The following is a 479-nucleotide window of genomic DNA, read 5'->3' as shown; positions in this document are numbered from 1 at the left end:
GTTTGGCACCCGAGTGGCCGATGCGCGCACAATCGGGCTCGGCCTGTGGCAACGCAGGCGCGACACCGGCTCAAACCGCCAAGTCATCCCCAGTGTCGCGCCCCACACCCGCGCAAGGCTGCGCGGTCGTTGCGCCCGTAGTCTTTCACGAAGTGGGCGCTGGCGTCGAGTCTCCCACGGGCCTCAAGGCCCATGGAGTCGACCGGACGACGCTATCTCTGTGCCGCGTGCCGCGCGGCAGTGCTGATCTGCAGCCACTGTGATCGGGGGCAGCGCTATTGCGCCGCCGGCTGCGCCCAGCGTGCCCGCGCGGCCTCGCTGCGGGCAGCCGGCACGCGCTACCAGGCGAGCTTTGCGGGGCGCCTGGCGCACGCGCAACGCCAGCGCCGCTACCGCGCGCGACGCCAGGAAGTGACGCATCAGGGTTCCCCGCCGCCGGCCCCGCCTGTTGAAGTAAGGACCGCGCCGACCGTGCCCGA

The 479-nt window shown here is 72.0% G+C and carries 1 protein-coding gene; it reads left to right on the top strand.

Features of this window, described 5'->3' with window-relative positions:
* Positions 1–192: 192 nt before the first annotated feature.
* Positions 193–479 (top strand): hypothetical protein (locus C667_RS26265; RefSeq protein ID WP_211207753.1); only part of this gene is annotated, 287 nt, incomplete at its 3' end.

The sequence above is a fragment of the Thauera phenylacetica B4P genome (assembly GCF_000310225.1).
GTDB classification, from domain to species: Bacteria; Pseudomonadota; Gammaproteobacteria; order Burkholderiales; family Rhodocyclaceae; genus Thauera; species Thauera phenylacetica.
Note: the sequence above shows the minus strand (reverse complement) of the source record. Positions and strands in the feature narration are given on the sequence as shown.